15 protein-coding genes and 9 pseudogenes are annotated in these 17,620 nt (G+C 59.9%); 16 read left to right on the plus strand and 8 right to left on the minus strand.

Annotated elements, in window-relative coordinates:
- Positions 1 to 271: 271 nt before the first annotated feature.
- The 3 genes from EKH55_RS29595 (at position 272) to EKH55_RS28885 (ending at position 2,133) form a co-directional block, all read left to right on the plus strand.
- Complete coding sequence (locus EKH55_RS29595) at positions 272 to 1,495, plus strand: leucine-rich repeat domain-containing protein (protein ID WP_131820503.1); 1,224 nt, start codon at positions 272 to 274, stop codon at positions 1,493 to 1,495.
- A gap of 35 nt (positions 1,496 to 1,530) precedes the next feature.
- Positions 1,531 to 1,782 carry a hypothetical protein gene (locus EKH55_RS28880; protein WP_069460918.1) on the plus strand — a complete coding sequence of 84 codons (252 nt, stop codon included), beginning with the start codon at positions 1,531 to 1,533 and terminating at the stop codon, positions 1,780 to 1,782.
- A 78-nt stretch (positions 1,783 to 1,860) separates the two neighbouring features.
- The gene (locus EKH55_RS28885) at positions 1,861 to 2,133 is read left to right on the plus strand and encodes a hypothetical protein (protein WP_069460919.1); all 273 of its coding nucleotides are present in this window, start codon (positions 1,861 to 1,863) and stop codon (positions 2,131 to 2,133) included.
- Between the two features lie 48 nt (positions 2,134 to 2,181).
- Here the strand turns inward: EKH55_RS28885 and EKH55_RS28890 are convergent, their stop codons facing one another.
- Positions 2,182 to 2,643 (minus strand): transposase, encoded by a 462-nt coding sequence (locus tag EKH55_RS28890; protein WP_069460920.1) that lies wholly within the window; start codon positions 2,641 to 2,643, stop codon positions 2,182 to 2,184.
- A gap of 88 nt (positions 2,644 to 2,731) precedes the next feature.
- Complete coding sequence (locus tag EKH55_RS28895; protein ID WP_165614759.1) at positions 2,732 to 3,040, minus strand: hypothetical protein; 309 nt, start codon at positions 3,038 to 3,040, stop codon at positions 2,732 to 2,734.
- Here EKH55_RS28895 and EKH55_RS30005 point away from each other — a divergent pair.
- Positions 3,041 to 3,268 (plus strand): annotated as a pseudogene (locus tag EKH55_RS30005) (hypothetical protein); the annotation flags it as partial. It lies immediately after the preceding gene.
- 28 nt (positions 3,269 to 3,296) lie between these two features.
- Here EKH55_RS30005 and EKH55_RS30010 read toward each other — a convergent pair.
- Both EKH55_RS30010 and EKH55_RS30015 read right to left on the minus strand, forming a co-directional pair.
- Positions 3,297 to 3,782 carry a hypothetical protein gene (locus tag EKH55_RS30010; RefSeq protein ID WP_245314753.1) on the minus strand — a complete coding sequence of 162 codons (486 nt, stop codon included), beginning with the start codon at positions 3,780 to 3,782 and terminating at the stop codon, positions 3,297 to 3,299.
- Positions 3,712 to 4,227 carry an acyl-CoA dehydrogenase family protein gene (locus tag EKH55_RS30015; RefSeq protein WP_273362026.1) on the minus strand — a complete coding sequence of 172 codons (516 nt, stop codon included), beginning with the start codon at positions 4,225 to 4,227 and terminating at the stop codon, positions 3,712 to 3,714. The genes EKH55_RS30010 and EKH55_RS30015 overlap by 71 nt, the downstream gene beginning before the upstream one ends.
- 570 nt (positions 4,228 to 4,797) lie before the next feature.
- Here EKH55_RS30015 and EKH55_RS28910 point away from each other — a divergent pair.
- The 3 genes and pseudogenes from EKH55_RS28910 to EKH55_RS28920 all read left to right on the plus strand — a co-directional run bounded on the left by EKH55_RS28910 (position 4,798) and on the right by EKH55_RS28920 (position 8,181).
- The gene (locus EKH55_RS28910) at positions 4,798 to 5,298 is read left to right on the plus strand and encodes a MucR family transcriptional regulator (protein WP_083265443.1); all 501 of its coding nucleotides are present in this window, start codon (positions 4,798 to 4,800) and stop codon (positions 5,296 to 5,298) included.
- A gap of 853 nt (positions 5,299 to 6,151) precedes the next feature.
- Positions 6,152 to 6,924, plus strand: a pseudogene (locus EKH55_RS28915) (radical SAM protein); the annotation flags it as partial.
- A gap of 69 nt (positions 6,925 to 6,993) precedes the next feature.
- Positions 6,994 to 8,181 carry an IS701 family transposase gene (locus EKH55_RS28920; protein WP_151614010.1) on the plus strand — a complete coding sequence of 396 codons (1,188 nt, stop codon included), beginning with the start codon at positions 6,994 to 6,996 and terminating at the stop codon, positions 8,179 to 8,181.
- A gap of 195 nt (positions 8,182 to 8,376) precedes the next feature.
- Here EKH55_RS28920 and EKH55_RS28925 read toward each other — a convergent pair.
- Positions 8,377 to 9,130: pseudogene (locus EKH55_RS28925) on the minus strand (IS5 family transposase).
- Between the two features lie 260 nt (positions 9,131 to 9,390).
- Positions 9,391 to 10,578 (minus strand): IS701 family transposase, encoded by a 1,188-nt coding sequence (locus EKH55_RS28930; RefSeq protein ID WP_151614011.1) that lies wholly within the window; start codon positions 10,576 to 10,578, stop codon positions 9,391 to 9,393.
- Between the two features lie 139 nt (positions 10,579 to 10,717).
- Here EKH55_RS28930 and EKH55_RS28935 point away from each other — a divergent pair.
- The 4 genes and pseudogenes from EKH55_RS28935 to EKH55_RS30030 all read left to right on the plus strand — a co-directional run.
- Positions 10,718 to 11,166, plus strand: a pseudogene (locus EKH55_RS28935) (hypothetical protein); the annotation flags it as partial.
- The gene (locus EKH55_RS28940) at positions 11,163 to 12,065 is read left to right on the plus strand and encodes a terpene synthase family protein (protein ID WP_069456414.1); all 903 of its coding nucleotides are present in this window, start codon (positions 11,163 to 11,165) and stop codon (positions 12,063 to 12,065) included. The pseudogene EKH55_RS28935 and the gene EKH55_RS28940, both read left to right, overlap by 4 nt.
- 78 nt (positions 12,066 to 12,143) lie before the next feature.
- Positions 12,144 to 12,322 (plus strand): annotated as a pseudogene (locus EKH55_RS30025) (type 2 isopentenyl-diphosphate Delta-isomerase); the annotation flags it as partial.
- Positions 12,323 to 12,551: 229 nt separating this feature from the next.
- Positions 12,552 to 12,735 (plus strand): annotated as a pseudogene (locus EKH55_RS30030) (sterol desaturase family protein); the annotation flags it as partial.
- 418 nt (positions 12,736 to 13,153) lie between these two features.
- Here EKH55_RS30030 and EKH55_RS28955 read toward each other — a convergent pair.
- Positions 13,154 to 13,588 (minus strand): hypothetical protein, encoded by a 435-nt coding sequence (locus EKH55_RS28955; RefSeq protein WP_131820445.1) that lies wholly within the window; start codon positions 13,586 to 13,588, stop codon positions 13,154 to 13,156.
- Between the two features lie 317 nt (positions 13,589 to 13,905).
- Between EKH55_RS28955 and EKH55_RS28960 the strand changes: the two are divergent.
- The 5 genes and pseudogenes from EKH55_RS28960 to EKH55_RS28980 form a co-directional block, all read left to right on the plus strand.
- A pseudogene (locus EKH55_RS28960) lies at positions 13,906 to 14,329 on the plus strand (IS6 family transposase); the annotation flags it as partial.
- 98 nt (positions 14,330 to 14,427) lie between these two features.
- Positions 14,428 to 14,880: an IS66-like element accessory protein TnpA gene (gene tnpA, locus EKH55_RS28965; protein ID WP_069456411.1), complete on the plus strand. Its 453-nt coding sequence runs from the start codon at positions 14,428 to 14,430 to the stop codon at positions 14,878 to 14,880.
- 28 nt (positions 14,881 to 14,908) lie between these two features.
- Positions 14,909 to 15,379 carry an IS66-like element accessory protein TnpA gene (gene tnpA / locus EKH55_RS28970; RefSeq protein ID WP_151613978.1) on the plus strand — a complete coding sequence of 157 codons (471 nt, stop codon included), beginning with the start codon at positions 14,909 to 14,911 and terminating at the stop codon, positions 15,377 to 15,379.
- Positions 15,376 to 15,585, plus strand: a pseudogene (gene tnpB, locus EKH55_RS28975) (IS66 family insertion sequence element accessory protein TnpB); the annotation flags it as partial. The gene tnpA (EKH55_RS28970) and the pseudogene tnpB, both read left to right, overlap by 4 nt.
- Before the next feature lie 103 nt (positions 15,586 to 15,688).
- Positions 15,689 to 15,964: pseudogene (locus EKH55_RS28980) on the plus strand (DDE-type integrase/transposase/recombinase); the annotation flags it as partial.
- Between the two features lie 157 nt (positions 15,965 to 16,121).
- Here EKH55_RS28980 and EKH55_RS28985 read toward each other — a convergent pair.
- Positions 16,122 to 17,549: a mannose-1-phosphate guanylyltransferase/mannose-6-phosphate isomerase gene (locus tag EKH55_RS28985; protein WP_069456710.1), complete on the minus strand. Its 1,428-nt coding sequence runs from the start codon at positions 17,547 to 17,549 to the stop codon at positions 16,122 to 16,124.
- Between the last annotated feature and the right edge of the window lie 71 nt (positions 17,550 to 17,620).

The following is a 17,620-nucleotide window of genomic DNA, read 5'->3' on the forward strand; positions in this document are numbered from 1 at the left end:
ATTTCCTAGGGAGATAGCCGGTATGAGTTTGCGTGATGAAGAGTCCTCGGCGGTCACTGACACGGGCGCCCTCATGATCAGGATAAAGGAGTGATGCGAAGTGGTGAATACAGGTCGGGCCCAAACTGGCGCACACAATTCTCACGAAATTACACGCCGGCAATTGGCACTCAGGGAGGTGTCGCCGCACGAGAGACTGGATGTCTGGAGCAAAGAGGGACAGGGTGATTGCGAGGGTCGAAAAGAGGCGGTGAGACGCATATACGCCTGGATGGAGACTGGCGATGTAAATGCGGAGCTGAATCTATCATCCCTCCGCCTGACCAGCCTGCCCGATGCGCTCCCGGTCGGACTTCGATGGCTCAACGCCGGGCGAAACCGGCTGGCCCGCCTAAGCGACGCACTTCCGGCTGGACTCCAGAGGCTCAACGTCGAAGGCAATCGGCTGAACTGCCTCCCGAACATACTTCCGGCCGCACTTGAGACGCTTGAGGCGAGCTTTAACCAGCTAGTCTGCTTGCCCTACAAACTTCCCCCGGGGCTCCAGACGCTCCAAGCCAGCTACAACCGGTTAAACAGTTTGCCCGGGGCACTGCCGGTTGGGCTCCAGACCCTCGGGGCCGCGTACAACCAGCTAACCAGTCTGCCCGACAACCTCCCTGCAGGGCTCCAAGCGCTCAATGTGGTCGGCAACCAGTTGACCAAGCTGCCCGCTAGCCTTCCTCCCGAACTCCGAGATTTCATCGCCAAATACAACCGGCTGAGCACCCTGCCCGACGGCCTTCCCCCCGGACTCCAAGTGCTCATCGTCGACGGCAATCAACTGGCCTGCCTGCCCAATACCTTACCGGCCGGACTAAAAATACTCGAGGCGAGCTACAACCAGCTGACCAGCCTACCAGACAACCTTTCCCCAGGGGTCCAGTCGCTCATCGCGAGCGACAACAGGTTAACCAGACTGCCCGGAACCCTTCCGCGCGCGATCGAGGTACTGGATGTGAGCGGCAATCAGCTGACCAGCTTGCCCGACACACTACCGGACGGGCTTAAGACGCTCGGCGTCGGCAGCAACCGGCTGGCCAAGTTGCCCGCCAACCTCCCGGCCGGGCTCAGGACGCTTGGTGCCGGGGACAACCGTCTGACCTGCCTACCCGATCAACTCCCCGCCGGGCTCAAGACGCTCATCGCGAGCAACAACCGGCTGAAGCACCTGCCTGACACTATCCCGACCGTGCTCAAGACGCTCAACGCCAGGCACAATCAGGTGACTAAGCTACCCGAGAACCTGCTGACGCAACTGGGCTTCGATTGCACGGTTTATCTCGAGGGTAACCCGCTCTTCGAGCAGGAGGGGACGAACCTGGCCGAAGCGATCAGTGTCCCGGGCTATTCCGGTCCGCTGGTATTCGTCTCGATCGCCACCGGACTGCAGAAAGATAAGGCGCAGCCGCTGCCCGAACCGATCGCGAATTGGCTTGGCGACAACTCCGACTAGCCCGAAATTCTCGGCCGCTGCGGGTGGAGAAGCTCATGGACCGCGGCATTCGCGGTACGGAATCGCATGTCCAGGGTACGCTTCGCAGGGGCAAGGATCGAAGCGACTCCGTCGTCGACCGGGATCTGATCCATTACGAATTCCGCGATCGCCGGCACGAGCACCTCAGTTGCTCCTGCGCCAACCGGAGCCTGATGGCGGCGCTTTTTGAGAGCCGCCACTCGCATCTCGTGAAGGAGGGAAGAATGAGAATGGTGCGCGCGACGCTCGAGATATATCTCGGATGATCACCTGCGCGTCTTCGTGCTGGAGTTCCGGAGACGCAACCGGTGGGATTTTCCGACGGATAATCTGGCAGCGCGACGATGCTTTTCGAAAGGTTACATATCGGAGACGTGGCGCGCCCGCTCCTGTCCGACGGTCCCGCGCACCGGCTGGAGCGGTTCGAACGCTTGTTGGCCGATTTCCATCTTCTGACCGACTACGCCTGGCGGCGCGGGCCGGACGATCCCATCACCTATTCCGGGAGCCAACACTGCGTAAACCCGTTCGCGAATTTTGAAGCCGCCTGGCGCGCCCGCAAACGCCACTCAGAGGTGCAACAAGATGCAGTATCGATCGATCGATCGCTGACATGAATGCCCTAGGCGGCCGATGAAATCGTGGGCCTACGGAATCCCAATTTTCTATTCGTCCAGCCCAAGCCTCTTGCGCAGCTCTGCATTTTCCGCGCGCAACTTTTCTGCCAAGAGCTTGCGGAGCCTCTGATTCTCATTTTCGAGTCGAACGAGGTCTGCCAACTCATCGTCAGTGGTGAGGGACTCCCGTTTATCATCGAGCTTTGCGGCCCTTTTCCACTGATAATAGGTTTGCTCCGATATGCCGGCGCTCTTGATGGCGTCCTTGAGTTTGCTTTTACCTTCGGCGACTTGCGTCTCGATCAGTTTGAGCTTCTCAGCTTTTTCTTGTTCGCCATACTTCCTCGGCTTCGTGACCGACACCCCTGCAGCGCTCGCTTCGGGTTTAGCTTCAACGGCGGCCGCCTTCCGCGGCCGCGGTGACCTCTGCTTCTTAGCCGTTGATGGTTTCACTTCGGCAGGCGTCTCAACGTCCGCAGCAGCCGTTTCGGTTTTATTTTGGTCAGCCATCGGTAAATCCCCTCGTTAGCCACAATCTGTTTTCTGCCGAGTGAACCACAGAGTCAACGGACGCGTCAAACGCCTTCTTTTCGCATAATTAATCTCGGCTCAGCATCAACACGAAGCGGTCGGGCGACGCACATGAAGGGACGATAGAGCCGATTTCAATGATCTCGTCGCTGCGATGGTTGAGGCGCAGCGAGGGGTTCGGGGAATGAGACGCCACTTCAAGGAAAGCGCGCAACGGCTGCGCATTGGATAGCTGTTCCAATTCACGGATGCGGGGCGGGGTTTCGAGTGCTGCCACGCGAGCATCCACGTTGATGACAGCAGAAGAGTTCAGTTCACCAGTACTTTCGCTACTTCCATAGCCGCGCGCGTGGGTTCCGTCGCAGGACTTGACCATGACGGACCGCTCGCTCCCATCCGAGTGCGAGCAGAACCGCCTTTGAAGCGTGCAACGACTGTAACGATCCGGTCAGCTGTCGGATACAACTATCGATGACCGAGTTTGCGATGCGCGGATGCTATCGCGACCATTTTTCACAACATCACACTTGCGGAATTTGCCGGCAAGCATGAAAGCGCCGCCGATCCCGACGTGGATGTCAGTACACGTGCCGCAGGGGAGTGAGGCCGACCATCTGGACCGTCACTCCAGCTTAACTGGTGAGTGTCTGCCGGAGTTGTGCCAGCAACCGAGTCGTCTCCCCCGCGCCATCGGGCAGCGCAGCGATTTCAAGCACCGTGGCAATTCTGCTTGCCTCCGCCACGTCGATCGGAGTCGCATTAACCTGCGCGAGGTCAAGCGCGGTAGCTGCCCGATCAATCAGTGCCACTAGGATCTCAATGTCCGACCGAAATCGTCCGATCCGCTCATCCCGCAACCGGCCGCTCGAGGAGCCATCGCCGTGCCGCAATTCCGCAGCAAGATTCCGGCGTTTCTCGCCGAGGATAGTCGAAGCATGAACAATGCTGCCTAGCGACTGCGAAAGCGGCAGTGCGTCGCTGTTGAGAGCGAGCACCGAGTCGGCCGGCACATGAACCTGGTCGAGGCTGTATAGTGCGGGCTCACCGCTATGGACGAGACGGGCTTCGGAGCTGCCGCGCTGCACGAGCAATAGACTCAACACTTCGGCTTCGCTCAAGGCAAGCACCGCTGACTTTGAAGCCGACACCGTCGATGACGTAGCGCTGACTCGCTCTGTGAACTCCGACCGCAGCCGACGACAGCCTTTCACCCGATACTACACGCAGGTAGATGCTCCGTCGCTGCTCCTCGCTCCCGGCGTTACGGACCAATTCGAGAGCGCGGAAATGACTGGCGAGCGCACGGGCGGCAGCGGGGTGCGCCTCAGCAATCGGTGAGACTACGTGTGCGATCAGCCCGTTAGAAACGTCAGCGCCGTCGAAATCGTTCGGTATGGGAATGGCAAGCAGGCCGGACTGCTCCAACGCTTCGGCCGGAAGCCCAACTGGAGCATCGGCGCCGAGCGCGACAATCTCGGCAGCGGCCGCCAAGACATCTTCGTCGGACGCTACTCGAAGCGGCACTGGCCTGAGACTGCCATGACGATTTGTAAAGGAGCCCATCTCTCACATATCCTTCACTATTACCGGCCAAGCCGGACGCGCGCATCCCTTTTGACCGATGGTGTCATCGCACAAGGGCCAGAAGCGCTCTGAGGGTGAAACCTAGGAAACTGGTGGGAGAAGACAGAACCGGATACATTCCCAGAACACTCTTCGTCGCTCTTTTGGGGCGGATCAGCGTTTTCCCCGCCTGTCGATAGCTGAACTGTATGCGCAACCCGAATACTCGGGTCTGAACTTGCCCACGTCAGAAATCAAAAGACTGAAGGAAAAGTTCACAATAGCGAGGGCATTCGGCTACATATGCGGCATAAACTATGCAGAATGTGATTAGGCTGAACCAGGCACTCGGCGCAAAATGCCGGCCGTCGCGGTAAACCAGCAAACTACGGTTAATGGGTCCAATGCCGCCCCCAACTTCGAAGGAAATGCTGCTGCTAAGTAACTGAAGGATCTGCGTACCGATGCCGATGAGCCTTTCACCAGACGTGCCCGGGACGCAGGTATCGGGTGCACTGTCTTCCGTCAGCGCCCGCCTGGCAAAGACCCTCCCGAACGGCCGAGACGCAATTGCCGTCCCAGCCATGGCTGGAAGACGGCAAGTCGCGCCGAGATCGCTTCGCCCGCTATGCCGACGGAAGCGAGGTCATCATCCGCCTCGCTGCCATCGGTAATGCCGGAATTCGGTGCGGCAGGTCACGATTGTGGATCGCAATCCCCAAGGCGGTCGAAAAGCAGCGCCCCGCGGTTCCGATCAAGAAATCGGTGACAGTGGACCTCATCATCCTGCCTAGAGGACGGCGGGAAGTTCAATCTCTGACACGGCACCTGATGGCTAAGTACACTCATACGCCGGAGCAGAATCGGGAGAAATGGAAGCTTCCAGCTGATTATCCGATGACAGCTCCAAATTATGCCCGACAGCGCTCCAAAATCCCCCAGGCGGCCGGCTTAGGCAAGAAAGCAGTGTTAGCGCCCGCAAAAGCCCCTCCTCGTGTTCTCGAGAAGACAGGCCTGAAGCTCTCGGCCCGAGAACAAGCCGTCGCAAGTGAACACAACGCCGGGAACTGAGAAAGCCAAATGATGTCCTGCCGAGACTTGACTGAAGAAGACGCCATTAACGAGGCGCCGCGACTTCGGACGCATACTGCGTTCTTGAGGATTATCACGGCAGTGAGAGCCTAGAGTATCTCCTCTGGTTCGGGCTCTTCCTCGGGCGTGTTAATCGTGAGCACGTAGGCAGGGGCTTGAGCCCTGCGGCCGACCACAAGGCGGGCAGTCTTGGGCACGGTCGTTACCATCTGCGTCATGCGCGGGCAGACTGGTCTCGCCGAATCAATAGTGCGAACGAGATCAGGAATGCCCTCCAGAGAACCGATGAGAAATGTGACTGGACAGGATGTTCGCCGCACCTTTGCTGATGTGGTGGAAAGACGGAGCCTTTGCCGCCACGGGCGGCTCAGCATGACTCGCTCTCGATTGGAAGAATTCGGCCGTGACTTACAACGCGCAGAAGAGATCGTCGTCGACGCGACGGGTAACGCAGTGGCAGCGGTGCGTCTATTGTCGCCTTCGTCGAACAGGTGTCGTGAGTTGAAGCAATTGCGAACCGAATCTGTCGTAATTGTCGGATGCGCAACAGGGGATTGTTTTACAAGCCCTTATTTCAATCCCAAGTGAATAGATCGAGAACACTAGCGATACTCAAATTCCGATGGCATTACCGGTATCGGCATGAGTTTTGAACCTGGTTATCGAAGGGCGGCGGGAACTGTCGACTGGGATAGAGATGGCGGGGGCAATGATGGCTAACGGCGAAAAATGCACGCTTGATGCGAGCGCGGGCCCGCAAGCGATCGGGAAGGGCATGGCGCGTGCGATCCGGGCACGCCATCGGGCCGACGGGAGACGACAGTCATTCGGCATGGCGCCGCAGACGGCCATACCGACGAAGTATTGTGAGGCCCACCTGCCTTGGTACACTATCTATCCAACGGTATCGCAGTTTTCCCCGGCGGTCGGAGCCAACACGTGGGGGAATGGCTGAGGGACATTCCAGCTGAGGATGCTGTATCGCTCTATCTCCACATCCCATTCTGCCGGTCGATGTGTTGGTATTGCGGCTTTCCTGTCAGCATCACTCGTCGGGATGCATCGGTCCTCAACTATTTGGCAGTGCTGCGTGAGGAGATACGTTTGGTCTCGGAGCACACGCCGCAGGGATTGCCCGTGAGCGACCTACATTTCGGCGGCGGAACGCCAACCCTCATGCCGCCGGCGGAGTTCCTGGCTCTAATGGAAATCCTGCGCAGCTACTTCGCGTTTAAGAAGGCGGCTACGGTCGCTGTCGAGATCGACCCGCGCACGTTCACAACGGAGATGGCCGAAGCCTTAGAAGCAGCCGGCGTAAACCGGGCGAGCCTTGGCGTGCAGACCTTCGATCCCATTGTCCAACAAGCGATCAACCGGGTCCAGAGTGAGACGCAGGTGGCGGCTGCCGCCGAAACCCTGCGTCGGCATGGAGTACTCCGCATCAATTTCGACCTCATGTGTGGTCTTCCGCATCAAACGGTGCAGTCTTGTGTCCAGAGCGCCGCGACAGCAGTCGCGATACGCCCCGACCGGCTTGCCGTCTTCAGCTACGCGCACGTTCCATCTTATAGAAAAAATCAGCGCTTGATCGAGGAGACGGCACTGCTAGTACTACAGTTGTAAATGAAGGCAAATCATGATTCTCTTCAAGGGGTTTCTTGAAGGGGATTTGGCATGTCTGTTTCGGAATGGTCGGGTTCGGGGATTTCCTGGGAAGGGGAACTGTCGGCGCTGAAGGCGCGTCTCGGCATGGTGTTCCGCCGTTCCGAGGCGCGGGAGGGCTGCGGGGCATTTATCGACGGGCTCTTGTCGGGGATTGAGCGCAAAACCGGCTGGCTTCTTGCCGAGCAAGCCGGCTTTGGGCGCCCGTGGCGGATCCAGGCACTGCTGGGGCGGTCGCAATGGGATGCGGACCGGTTGCGCGACATCGTTTGCGATTACGCCATTGAGGCGCTCGGCGATCGATCGGGCGTGCTGGTGGTGGACGAAACCGGTTTTTTGAAGAAGGGCACCCATTCGGTGGGGGTGGCGCGGCAGTATTCGGGCACCGCCGGCCGCATCGAGAACTGCCAGATCGGCGTGTTCGTCGCCTATGCCAGCCGCTTTGGCCAGACACTGATCGACCGACGGCTCTACCTGCCGGAAGCCTGGGCGAAAGACCAGGCGCGGCGCAAGGCGGCCGGTATTCCCCAGGAGACGGAATTCTTGACCAAGCCGGCGATGGCGCGCGCCATGTTGGCTGAAGCGCTTGATCGTGGTGTGCCATGCGCCTGGGTTCTGGCTGATGCGGTCTATGGCGGCGATTACCAGACGCGCCGGATGCTCGAGGAGCGTCGGCAGCCTTATGTGCTTGCGGTGCGCTCCAACCATACCTTACGGATGCTGACCGATCAGGGGCTGCTGCAGACGGATCCGAAAGAGATGGCCGGGGAACTGCCCGCTGCGGCCTGGGCCGCCTGTCCGGCCGGTGAAGGCGCCAAGGGATTGCGTCTCTATCACTGGGCACGCATAGCTCTGCCTTATGCCGTTGAGGAAGGCTATGCCCGCTATGTCCTCATCCGCAAAAGCCGCACGGATCCGCACGCCCTCAGCTATTATCTGGTCTTTGCGCCCGCCGAGGCCACGCTTGCGGAACTGGCCGGGGCGGCAGGTTTGCGCTGGACAATCGAGGAATGCTTCCAGCGCGCCAAGGATGATCTCGGCCTTGACCATTGCGAAGCCCGCTCCTGGCACGGCTGGCATCGCCACATGACGCTCGTCATGGCGGCCGCCGCCTTCCTCGCCAAGCTCGGCGCCGATCTACGCCGCGCGACCTGCGGCAAACCGAACGAAACGAGTCCAAATCCGCCAATCGCTGCCTGACGCGTAAGCTCAGACTCATTCCCACCGTTGCCGAAATCCGCACCCTCATCGCTCGGCTGATCATGCGAAAGCCCGCAAAACGGGCTTTCATTCTCGCCTGGTCTCTCTGGCGACGAACCCATCAGGCGCAGGCCATGCTCGCCCATTACAGAAAACGAGATCATTTACAACTGTAGTACTAGGGTTCAGACTCAATCATAGCCAGAACGCGACGAGGGTGGCCAAGGCGACTGCGGAGAGGAAGTTTCTGGCAAGCTTGTCGTAACGCGTTGCGACGCGTCGGAAGTCTTTCAGCCGGCAGAAGGCGTTCTCGATGAGGTGGCGGCTCTTGTAGCGTTGGCGTCGTATCGGATCGGCCTTGTGCGATTTGAACGGCCAGGTATCACGGGGACGATTGCGGACTGGCGCAGTCGCTTTCGCAGACTGTTGGCGTCATATCCCTTGTCCGCAAGGAGATATCGCGCACCCTTCAGACCAGCCAGCAAGTGTGGCGCGACCGGGCTGTCTGCCGCATTGCCACCGGTCAGCATGAATGCAAAAGGGCGACCGATCACGTCGGTGAGGACGTGGATTTTGGTGGTTTGCCCGCCGCGCGAAGGTCCGATAGCCTGATTTTTCGCCCCCCTTTGCCGCCATGGGCCGAGCGGTGCGCCTTGACGTAGGTGCTGTCGATGGAGGTGCTTTTGGTGACCGCGCCAGACGTCGCGAGCGCCTCGACCAATTCAGTCCAGAACCGTTTGCGAGACCAACGGTTGAAACGGTTGTAGACCGTGGTCGAAGGGCCATAGTCGCCCGGACAATCGCACCACCGGCAGCCGACCTTGAGAACGTGGATGATGCCGGAGATCACTCGACGATCGTCGACCCGGCGAGCCCCACCCTTGTTCATCGGCAACAGGGGCTCAATGACCGCCCATTGCTCGTCCGACAGCCAAAACAAGCGACCCATTCAAGCCTCCAATCCATTGATTGGGAATCTTGAATCTGATTTGCCGCAGCAAATCAACATGATCAATGGGTTTCGACCCTAGTACTACAGTTGTAAATGATCTCGTTTTCTGTAATGGGCGAGCATGGCCTGCGCCTGATGGGTTCGTCGCCAGAGAGACCAGGCGAGAATGAAAGCCCGTTTTGCGGGCTTTCGCATGATCAGCCGAGCGATGAGGGTGCGGATTTCGGCAACGGTGGGAATGAGTCTGAGCTTACGCGTCAGGCAGCGATTGGCGGATTTGGACTCGTTTCGTTCGGTTTGCCGCAGGTCGCGCGGCGTAGATCGGCGCCGAGCTTGGCGAGGAAGGCGGCGGCCGCCATGACGAGCGTCATGTGGCGATGCCAGCCGTGCCAGGAGCGGGCTTCGCAATGGTCAAGGCCGAGATCATCCTTGGCGCGCTGGAAGCATTCCTCGATCGTCCAGCGCAATCCTGCCGCGCCGGCCAGTTCCGCAAGCGTCGCCTCGGCGGGCGCAAAGACCAGATAATAGCTGAGGGCGTGCGGATCCGTGCGGCTTTTGCGGATGAGGACATAGCGGGCATAGCCTTCCTCAACGGCATAGGGCAGAGCTATGCGTGCCCAGTCATAGAGACGCAATCCCTTGGCGCCTTCACCGGCTGGACAGGCGGCCCAGGCCTCGGCGGGCAGTTCCCCGGCCATCTCTTTCGGATCCGTCTGCAGCAGCCCCTGATCGGTCAGCATCCGTAAGGTATGGTTGGAGCGCACCGCAAGCACATAAGGCTGCCGACGCTCCTCGAGCATCCGGCGCGTCTGGTAATCGCCGCCATAGACCGCATCAGCCAGAACCCAGGCGCATGGCACACCACGATCAAGCGCTTCAGCCAACATGGCGCGTGCCATCGCCGGCTTGGTCAAGAATTCCGTCTCCTGGGGAATGCCGGCCGCCTTGCGCCGCGCCTGGTCTTTCGCCCAGGCTTCCGGCAGGTAGAGCCGTCGGTCGATCAGTGTCTGGCCAAAGCGGCTGGCATAGGCGACGAACACGCCGATCTGGCAGTTCTCGATGCGGCCGGCGGTGCCCGAATACTGCCGCGCCACCCCCACCGAATGGGTGCCCTTCTTCAAAAAACCGGTTTCGTCCACCACCAGCACGCCCGATCGATCGCCGAGCGCCTCAATGGCGTAATCGCAAACGATGTCGCGCAACCGGTCCGCATCCCATTGCGACCGCCCCAGCAGTGCCTGGATCCGCCACGGGCGCCCAAAGCCGGCTTGCTCGGCAAGAAGCCAGCCGGTTTTGCGCTCAATCCCCGACAAGAGCCCGTCGATAAATGCCCCGCAGCCCTCCCGCGCCTCGGAACGGCGGAACACCATGCCGAGACGCGCCTTCAGCGCCGAAAGTTCCCCTTCCCAGGAAATCCCCGAACCCGACCATTCCGAAACAGACATGCCACATCCCCTTCAAGAAAGCCCTTGAAGAGAATCATGATTTGCCGTCAGTTACAACTGTAGTACTAGACATGGCTGCCCGCGCTGAACAGGCCGTGGCCGATACGCTGGTCTCCGCCGGCTATCGCCAAATCGGGCTGGACCATTTCTATGGGACAACGAAAAATGGCACGTTTCGTGGCTGTATCCCACTGCGCATGCAGTCGCTGCGCTGGCACAAGGCAAGCATCAGGGCGGGACGAGCGCGCGCTGGCGGCGCTGCTGCAGGCGCAGCGCGACGACGGCGGCTGGGGCGCCGGTCGCGCGTCCACATTCGAGGAAACCGCCTATGCGCTGCTCGCGTTGCACGTGTTGGACGGGAGCGAAGAGCCGACAGAGCGCCGGCGCATTGCGCAGGCGGTGGCGCGTGCACTGGAGTGGATGCACGCCCGCCATGCGGCGCATGCATTGCCGCAGATGCCGCTCTGGATCGGCAAGGAATTGTATTGCCCCACACTGGTCGTGCGCGTGGCCGAACTCGCCGGGTTGTGGCTGGCGCTTCGCTGGGGGCGACGCGTTTTGGCCGAGGGAGCAGGAGCGGCGCCATGATCCAGACCGAACGCGCGCTGCAGCAGGTGCTGGAGTGGGGGCATTCCCTGATCGGGTTCGCCGACGAGCATGCCGTGGAAGCGGTCAGGGGCGGCCAGTACATCCTGCAGCGCATCCACCCGAGCCTGCGCGACACCAGCACCCGCACCGCCCGCGATCCGCAGGACGAAACGCTGATCGTGGCGTTCTATCGCGAACTGGCGCTGCTGTTCTGGCTCGACGATTGCAACGATCTTGGCCTGATCGCGCCGGAGCAGCTCGCCGCGGTGGAGCAGGCGCTGGGGCAGGGCGTGCCGTGCGCGCTCCCCGAATTCGAGGGCTGCGCTGTGCTGCGCGCTTCGCTGGCCGCGCTCGCCTACGATCGTCGCGACTATGCTCAGCTTCTCGACGATACCCGGTGCTACTGCGCGGCGCTGCGCGCCGGACACGCGCAGGCGGCAGGGGCGGAACGCTGGTCCTACGCCGAGTATCTGCACAACGGCATCGATTCGATCGCCTACGCGAACGTATTCTGTTGCCTGTCGTTGCTGTGGGGGCTGGACATGGCAACCTTGCGCGCGCGTCCGGCCTTTCGCCAGGTCCTGCAGCTCATCTCCGCGATAGGGCGCCTGCAGAACGATCTGCATGGCCGCGACAAGGACAGGTCGGCCGGCGAGGCCGACAACGCGGCGATCCTGCTGCTGCAGCGCTATCCGGCTATGCCTGTGGTGGAGTTCCTCAACGAGGAGCTGGCCGGCCATGCGCGCATGCTGCACCGGGTGATGGCGGAAGAACGATTTCCCGCGCCGTGGGGACCGTTGATCGAGGCCATGGCCGCCATGAGCGCGCAGTACTACGAGGCCTCGACCAGCCGCTACTGCAACGACGCTGCGGGGGGAGGCCAGCGTGCGCCGGCCTGAACGCGCGGGAGGCGGCGGCGTGCGCACGCTGCCGTCGGTCCAATCCGACGCTACGGCGCCCGATCCCGACCTGTGACTAGCTGCCGGGGCAAGACCGTGCGCGCGCCGCTGCTGATCAGTTCCATTACCGGCGGCATGCCACGCGCCGAGGCCATCAACCGGCATCTGAGCGAGGCAGCGTAAGCCTGTGCGTCGGTTCGCAGCGCGTGACGCTGCAATCCCGTAACTTCCGGACGCTGACGCGCGCTGCGCCGAGGGGTATCGCGGCTTCGGAGACGTCACCGTTATCTCGCACTAAGCCGAAGTCCTCAAGCGGCGGCCTCAAGCGATACCGAAGGCGACAGCCCACATTATTCGGTTCACATCGCCATAAGACTCAGCCATGCAGCAGATCGCACCTTGATCCGCTCCATCTTTAACCGTGACGAGGAACTGCTTACCATGGCTTGCGGCTCCAGCCGCGTTAATTTTCCCGTCCGGGAAAAGTTTTTTCCAGCCATCTGGGACACTGTTTTCCGACCGGCATACTGGCCAAGTAAGAATGAGTGGCCGGAAGTTGGCCTCCGAGACCAGCCCGAGCCGCTCACCGCGCGATTACGTTACGTTCCCATTTGATCGAGGTCGTTGGCGGAGACCCAAAGTTGAAAGTGGTGTAGACGCTGGCGATTGAACGAGTGGAGGTTTACGTTTCGAATCTGATTGCCGAGGTCGGAACCATCAATAAAGCAATCCATATGGAACAACTCCCCCAAACGCCGGGCAAGCCTCTCACTTAAAATAGCGGAAAGGCAGATTGTGGTGGTGCAACACAAGCAGAAAAGTTTCCGTCGGCGGCACACTACGTGGTCGCTTGGAGCGGACCCTCTAACGCCGGCACAGCCCGACACCGTCAAGTTGATGATGCAGCGTGCGCCGAAACTCTCAGGCCTCGGCCGGTTCGTCCGCGCGTGCCTGATTGCATGTGCAGGTTATGGTCAGGACCGACGCTAGCCGCCATGAAGCGCGGGATTGCAGGGCATGGCACTTCAAACGGGCGATCTGCATAGTTCAGGATGGCCCGTCGGTACTGGACCAGGCCCAAGAGATCCTCAGGCGGACTCACTCTTGGCGGGCGCCGACGCTGCTCCCGTCGACTGCGGGCGAACTGTTTGAAGCAAACTTATCGCTTCCAACCGATAGACATTCGGACAATAATTCTCCCAGCTAACAGCTTTACCGGCTGCCTCGTGGAGAAGATCACGTTCGCACCTCACCTTGACTTGACAATAGTCACAAACGTGGGCCAGCACGCAAAAGTCGGCTGGCATCAAGGCTTTGACTCGGGTGGGATCGAGCTGAAGCGCCTCGATCCGCATGAGCAAAAGATCGGGGTCTCTCGGCTCACTCTCGGCCGGACGTGGATCGCCTTCGAGCGCGGTGGCTTGCGGTGCCGTCTTCGCCGGATCGCCGGGCGAAACAGCAGGTTTCAGCGCCCGACCAAAAGCTGCTTCGAACGCTGACCTCCAATGCGGTGGGTGTGTCATGGCGTGCCTCCTTGCGCCAACTCTTAGCTACGCTCTCTGAACGCGCATTGATCTGGCGCAATTTCCTGCCACCTTTTCGTCAACCGATTTCCTACCGGCGGCCACGCGCGATGGAGACCGGTCGAAAAACCGCGCTGGGCAGGCAACCTGGCCGAGCTGCTGTGCGGGTCGGCATGAGGTCGGACGCCGATCTCGCCACAATGAACGCTTGATGCCGGCCAAGTAGGTCTCTGTCGGGGATGCGACAAAGCAAACAGAATCGTTGATGGCGTTGTCACGTTGTTGGTGCCTTAACGGTTGATGGCTAATCGATCGCTATGAACACGCCGACCCTCAGCTACAAGAACCACCGCTTTCCCCCGCAGATCATCGCCTGTGCGATTTGGCAGTATTTCCGGTTTCCTTTGAGCCTGCGGCTGGTGGAGGAAATGCTTCTGGGGCGTGGTATCGTCGTGTCTTACGAAACGATCCGTCGGATGGGCCGCAAGTTCGGTGCGGCATACGCAAAGCGATTGCGCCGAAAGATGCCGTCCCGACAGGATATGTGGCACTTGGATTAGGTCGTGATTTCCATTGGCGGCCGGAAGCATTGCTTTGGCGTGCCGTCGATCAGGACGGCTATGTTCTCGACGAGATCGTCCAAGGCCGCCGCGATTCAAGGCGGCCAAGCGGCTGCTGGTCAGGCTGTTGAAGAAGCAGGGCCTGGCGCCGAAGCGCATCGTCACCGACAAACTGCGGTCGTAAGTAAGCGTCCGGTGAAGCAGCCTTTGAGATTTCTCCCATTGCACTGAAGTTACGTCGCTAATTCCGTAGTTAGCGACGTAGCCAAGGGTGAAGGTATGGGGCGGGTTGAGATTCTGACGGGCGTCGAGCGCCGGCGTGTCTGGACGGACGAAGATAAGCTGCGGATTCTGGAAGAGGTTGAGACGAGTGGTTCTGGCGTCGCCGAGATTGCCCGCCGGCACGATATTCTCCCGCAGCAGATTTACACCTGGCGCAAGAAGCTGGCTCGGGACAACAAGCCACCGGGTGGATCAGGCGTGACGTTGTTGCCGGTGGCTCTGATCGGGCCCGATGCGGAAAGCGAAACGGAACGAGCTGCGGCAGCACAGAAGATCGCAGCGAAACGGTCGGCAAAGCCGTCGCGCATTGAGATCGGCTGCAAAGGTGGCCGCGTCCTAAAGGTCGATGCCTCGATTGCGCCGGAAACGCTGAAGGCCCTGATCCGGTCGGTGGAAGGTGAGCGCGACGAACATCCCACCTTTCCTTTTGTGATTGAGACCGCGAGATAGGCTCCTTCATCGACAGGAGCGGAACGGAATGGTTGGAGATCACGCTGATGCCATGCTTGAAGTCATGGATGAAGCCATGGATGAAGCCAGGCATGAGGGAAGGTATCGTCGGATCGAGGTGATCACCGGTCGGCGCCAGCGGCGGAATTGGACTGACGAGGAGAAGGCGCGGATCCTTGCGGAAAGCGCAGAGCCCGACGTGAACATCTCGGCGATTGCCCGGCGCTGGGGCGTCAACCGCGGTCTGCTGAACGTCTGGCGTCGCGAAGCCGGACTGACCTCTCAACGATCCGCGAAAGCCTGCGCGCAGCAGGCGATGTTCGTGCCGGTGACGGTGGTTGGCGATAGAACTTCTCCCGAGAGCTCGCCGTCGGATGTGGCCCACTCCGCCGCGGGTCGAATTGAGATCGAGATTGCTGGCGCGCGCATGACCGTGATCGGCTCGGTGGCGCCCGAATTGGCGCAGGCGATGGTGGCGGCGTTGCGAGGACGCCGGTGATCGGACTTTCGCCGAATGGCGTGAAGATCATGGTGGCGACGCAACCGGTCGACTTCCGGCGCGGCATGAATGGGCTTGTAGCCTTGGTGGCGTCAGCGCTTGCGGCCGATCCCTATTGTGGCGACGTGTTCGTGTTCCGCGCCAAGCGTCTCGATCGACTTCGCTGCATTTATTGGGACGGATCAGGCATGATCCTGGCGACGAAATAAGATAGACCGAAGCAAAGCCGCTCCTTTCCCAGGACAACATTGTCATCGTAGCACTGCAACCAAAAGCAAGTCGACGTCTTCGACAAGGCATAAGCCCATCACCGGACGCTTACGGTCGTAAAGCGCTGCCAAACGGAATGTGATGCCCTCCGTCGAACATCGATCACACAAGGGTCTCAACAATCGTGCAGAGAATTCTCATCTGCCCCTGCGAAAACGAGAACGGATGATGCAGGGCTTCCGATCCGCTGGCGGCCTACAACGATTTATCTCCGTGTTTTCAGCAGTCAGAAATCTCTTCGTACCGCCACATCAGAAACGCTCAGCCCTGGCCACCCACATTCCCGCATCCGCGCAATGGCGCAGTAGGCTGTGACCGTCGCAGCTATCTGAATTCAACGCGAAAACACTTCGCCCGCCCTCAGGGGTACAACGTGACAACACCTGACAATCTGTTCGGCTGTGAAATGGCTGCACTTAATTTTCTGACCCTCTCGATGGGCCAGAGCTTACTTCAGCGACCAAAGGCATCGCTAGGCTCTGCCAAACTCGTCGACGAGACGGACGATGTCGTCCTCGCCCAAGTAAGAGCCAGTCTGTATCTCAATTATTTCCAACATGATCTTGCCCGGGTTCCCGAGCCGATGCACCGATCCCTGCGGAATATAGATCGATTGGTTCTCGTGCAGGATCGTTACGCTGTCATCGACTGTCACTTCCGCTGACCCCTTCACGCAGACCCAGTGTTCCGAGCGGTGAAAGTGCTTCTGGAGCGAAAGCATCTTACCGGGGTGTACAAACAACCGCTTGACTTGGAAGCGATCGCCACTAAGCATCGTGGTGTAGCCTCCCCACGGCCGCAGGGACGTCGGGTGCGATTCGGTAAGATGTGCCGTATTTTCGTCGGCAGCGAGGCGCTTCACCAGATTTCCGATCTCATGAGCCTCTTCCAATCGCCCCACGAACACAGCATCTTCGCTAGCGATGACAGCCACGCCATCGAGTCCCTGTACAGCGAGGTGAGTGGTACGCGACATCACAAGTGAATTCCTAGTGTTATGGGCTGTCGCATTGCCTTTGATCACGTTACCATCCAGATCCTGCTCCTCGATTTTCCAGACAGCATCCCAACTGCCGAGATCCGACCAGGAAAAATGTGAAGGCACTACCGCGGCATTCGCGGTCTTTTCCATCAGTGCATAGTCGATGGAGATGGATGGCGCTTTGCTGAAATCCTCCAACGAGAGTCGTAGGAAGTCGGCATCGATCGTTGAGCCTTCGACAGCGGCTTGCGCCGCCGTTAGCACGTCGGGTGCATGTTGTTCGAGTTCGGCAATCATCCGGCCCACCTGGAAGAGGAACATACCAGAGTTCCAATAGTAATTGCCGCACTCCAAAAGAGCGCTCGCCTTCTCGCGACTGGGTTTCTCAACAAAGCGCTTGACGGCGTGCGCCCCATTGCCTAGGTCGATGCCACACTCGATATACCCGTAGCCCGTCGCTGGCCCACTGGGTTGAATACCGAACGTTACCAGTTTTCCATCCGATGCAGCTAAGCAAGCTGAATGAAGACAGCTGTTGTAAGCATCGTCGACGGAAATGGCGTGGTCTGACGGCAGCACGAATAAAAACGCGTCCTTACCGAACCGCTCGCCTACGATTTGAGCGGCGACGGCCACTGCGGCTGCAGTATTGCGTGGCACCGGCTCTAGGACAATACCGGAAAGCTCGGCTCCCAACTCGCGAGCCTGTTCGGCCACCAAAAAGCGGTATTCCTCATTGGTGATGACGAGTGGTGCTCCGTACATGGTGGAATCGGACACGCGCTCAAGCGTCGCTTGAAACAGCGTTTCTTCGCCCGCCAGCTTCAGAAACTGCTTTGCCGCAGTTGCGCGAGATAGTGGCCAGAGCCTTGTGCCCCTACCGCCTGCCATGATAGCTGGAATAATGTTCGGAGGCATGGAATTGCTTCTTGAGTAGTTCAGCTGTGACGCTTCATAGCGATATTGAAGGCGGGAGGCAATCAGTTGAC

This window comes from Sinorhizobium alkalisoli (genome assembly GCF_008932245.1).
Taxonomy (GTDB): domain Bacteria; phylum Pseudomonadota; class Alphaproteobacteria; order Rhizobiales; family Rhizobiaceae; genus Sinorhizobium; species Sinorhizobium alkalisoli.